Genomic DNA, 2,787 nt, shown 5'->3' on the forward strand with positions numbered 1-2,787 from the left:
TGGGAGGCGCGCGCCGACTTTGCCGCCCAAGGCTGGGACTTCGATGGCATTTTGCAGCGCGCCGAACGCATGCCCAAGGCCAAGCGCTACCGCTTTGCGCCAGACGGCTATGAACGCTGGCTGCGCGACGACAAGGACTTTCTGGCCCGCGCACTGAACGACACGCGTTATCTGTCACGCGTAGCCAAGGCCTACATGGAGCTGATCTGCCCGCGCGGCACCCGCGTCATCCCCGGTCAGATGACGGCCTTGTTGCGCGCCAAGTTCGGCCTGAACGACGTGCTGGGATTGAATGGCGAGAAAAACCGCAATGACCACCGCCACCATGCGGTCGACGCCTGCGTGATCGGCGTGACCGATCAGGGCCTGTTGCAGCGCTTTGCGCGCGCCAGCGCCGATGCCCGGACAGAAGGATTGAACCGGCTGGTGGCCGACATGCCCATGCCATGGCCCACCTACCGCGACCATGTGGAGCGGGCCGTGGGCCACATCTGGGTCAGCCACCGGCCAGATCATGGCTACGAAGGGGCCATGATGGAAGAAACCTCTTACGGGATTCGGCGCGACGGCAGCATCAAGCAGCGGCGCAAAGCCGATGGCAGCGCGGGCCGGGAAGTCACCCGCCTGATTCGCATCAGCGAGGAAGGCCAGCCCGAGCGGCATGGCGTCGGCGAAGACGGCCAGCCTCTGCCCTACAAGGGTTACGTGGGAGGCAGCAATTACTGCATTGAAATTACCCGCAACGATAAAGGCAAGTGGGAAGGGCAGGTGATTTCAACCTTTCAAGCCTACGAGATCGTCAAACGCGAAGGGCTGAAACGATTGCGCCACCCTGGACTGGCGCAATCGCTTGACGGCAACACGCCTGCCAAACAGTTGATCATGCGCTTGATGATGGACGACGCGGTTCGGATGCGCGTGGATGACGTGGAAGGCGTTTACCGTATGGTCAAGGTCAATGGGAGTAACGGACAAATGACCTTTGCTCCAGTCAACGAAGCGAATGTCGATATGCGCAATAGGGACAAACAAGATCCATTTGCTTATGTCTCCAAGTACGCTGGTTCTTTGCAAAAAGCACAAACCCGGCGCGTGAGCATTTCGCCCACGGGCGAATTGCGCGATCCAGGGTTTGCTGGCTGAGCATTGTCATGATCGACCGCATCGTCGAAATCGCTGACGACCGCCGCCACCTGCTGGTGCACCGTGGCTTCATGGTGGTGCGCGATACCGAAGGCGAACGTGCTGAGCTGGGGCAAGTGCCGCTGGACGATATCAGTGCCGTCATCGCCAACGCGCACGGCATCACCTACACCAACAACCTGCTGGTCGCCCTGGCCGAACGGGGCGCGCCTTTTGTCTTGTGTGGTGCCAACCACAATGCCGTCGGCATGCTGCTGACACTGAATGGCCACCACGTGCAGGCGCGCCGTATTGAGGCACAGGTGGCCGCCACATTGCCCATGCGAAAACGCTTGTGGGCTTCCATCGTCAAATCCAAACTGGAGCAACAGGCCGCAGCGCTGGAAGCGATTGGTGCGCCTACTGCGCCGCTGAACGCACTGGTCTCCAAGGTGCGCAGCGGCGATCCTGACAACATCGAAGCGCAGGGTGCCAGACGGTATTGGGGCCTGCTGTTTGGTGCCGACTTTCGGCGCGACTCCGGCGGGGATGGTCGTAACGCTCTGCTCAACTATGGCTACACCGTCGTGCGTGCCGCTGCCGCACGCGCCGTCGTGGCCGCTGGCTTGCACCCCAGCCTGGGGCTGCACCACAGCAACGACAGCAATGCCATGCGCTTGGTGGACGACCTGATGGAGCCATTTCGACCACTGATCGACCTGCGCGTCTGGCAACTTTGCCGTGCCCATGAAGCCCGTGTGACGCCTGAGAGTAAACGCGCTCTGGTGCGCACGCTGTACGACGACATGCAAACAGCGGCAGGTGTAACACCCGTCACCGTCTGTCTGCAAAAACTGGCCACTTCGCTGGCGCAGGTGTTTGAAGGCGTGCGCGACAAGCTGGACTTGCCGCTGCCGGGTCTGCCATTGACTTTGGCTGGGCAACTTGGCGACACCTGAGCAACCGGGCATGCCATGCTGTCAGGATACCGGTTGATGTGGATGTTTGTCATGTTTGACCTGCCCGTGACCGAAAAGGCCGAGCGTAAAGCCGCCACCGATTTCCGCAAGGCGTTGCTGGACATGGGTTTTGAGATGAGCCAGTTCAGCGTCTACCTGCGCTTTTGCACCAGCCAAACGCAACTGGACACCTATGCCAAACGGGTAGAAGCCAACCTTCCGCAGGGAGGCAAAGTGAACATCTTGCAGTTCACCGACAAACAATACGAGCGCATCTTGACCTACTATGGAAGGCAACGCCAAGAGCCGCTCAAAACGCCCGATCAGTTCGCCCTTTTTTAGCAATTCAGCATGATTTGCAGTGGCTTCGAGTGCGAAAAACCGTTTCAAATCAACAACTTGCCGGTGTTGTATTTTAGATCACTGGGAAATGTGTTCTAACCGGAACGAGCTGGTTCATGGCCAGTGGTACGCCGGCATTTTAGATCACTGGGAAATGTGTTCTAACCGGAACCAGTTCTGGCTCGCGTGGTGGCTGAACTACATTTTAGATCACTGGGAAATGTGTTCTAACCGGAACCCGCCACACCAATCATCGGTGACGATCAGCATTTTAGATCACTGGGAAATGTGTTCTAACCGGAACTGAGAGATGAATACCGATTCAAACGCTTTAATTTTAGATCACTGGGAAATGTGTTCTAAC

The 2,787-nt window shown here is 58.3% G+C and carries 3 protein-coding genes; all 3 read left to right on the forward strand.

Annotation, left to right across the window (positions count from 1 at the left end; genetic code table 11):
• On the forward strand, positions 1-1,143 hold a 1,143-nt coding region (gene cas9 / locus ACK5NW_RS14245; protein WP_416929197.1), incomplete at its 5' end, for a type II CRISPR RNA-guided endonuclease Cas9.
• 8 nt (positions 1,144-1,151) lie between these two features.
• Positions 1,152-2,081, forward strand: a complete 930-nt coding sequence (cas1, locus tag ACK5NW_RS14250; protein WP_416929199.1) for a type II CRISPR-associated endonuclease Cas1 — start codon at positions 1,152-1,154, stop codon at positions 2,079-2,081.
• A 36-nt stretch (positions 2,082-2,117) separates the two neighbouring features.
• Positions 2,118-2,423, forward strand: a complete 306-nt coding sequence (gene cas2 / locus ACK5NW_RS14255) for a CRISPR-associated endonuclease Cas2 (RefSeq protein WP_416929201.1) — start codon at positions 2,118-2,120, stop codon at positions 2,421-2,423.
• The last annotated feature ends 364 nt before the right edge of the window (positions 2,424-2,787 follow it).

The sequence above is a fragment of the Ottowia sp. genome (assembly GCF_047975795.1).
GTDB lineage: Bacteria > Pseudomonadota > Gammaproteobacteria > Burkholderiales > Burkholderiaceae_C > Ottowia.

Excerpts from the sequence above, each read along its gene's own strand:
- cas1 (WP_416929199.1), top strand. The coding sequence starts at position 1,152 with ATGATCGACCGCATCGTCGAAATCGCTGACGACCGCCGCCACCTGCTG.
- cas2 (WP_416929201.1), top strand. The coding sequence starts at position 2,118 with ATGTGGATGTTTGTCATGTTTGACCTGCCCGTGACCGAAAAGGCCGAG.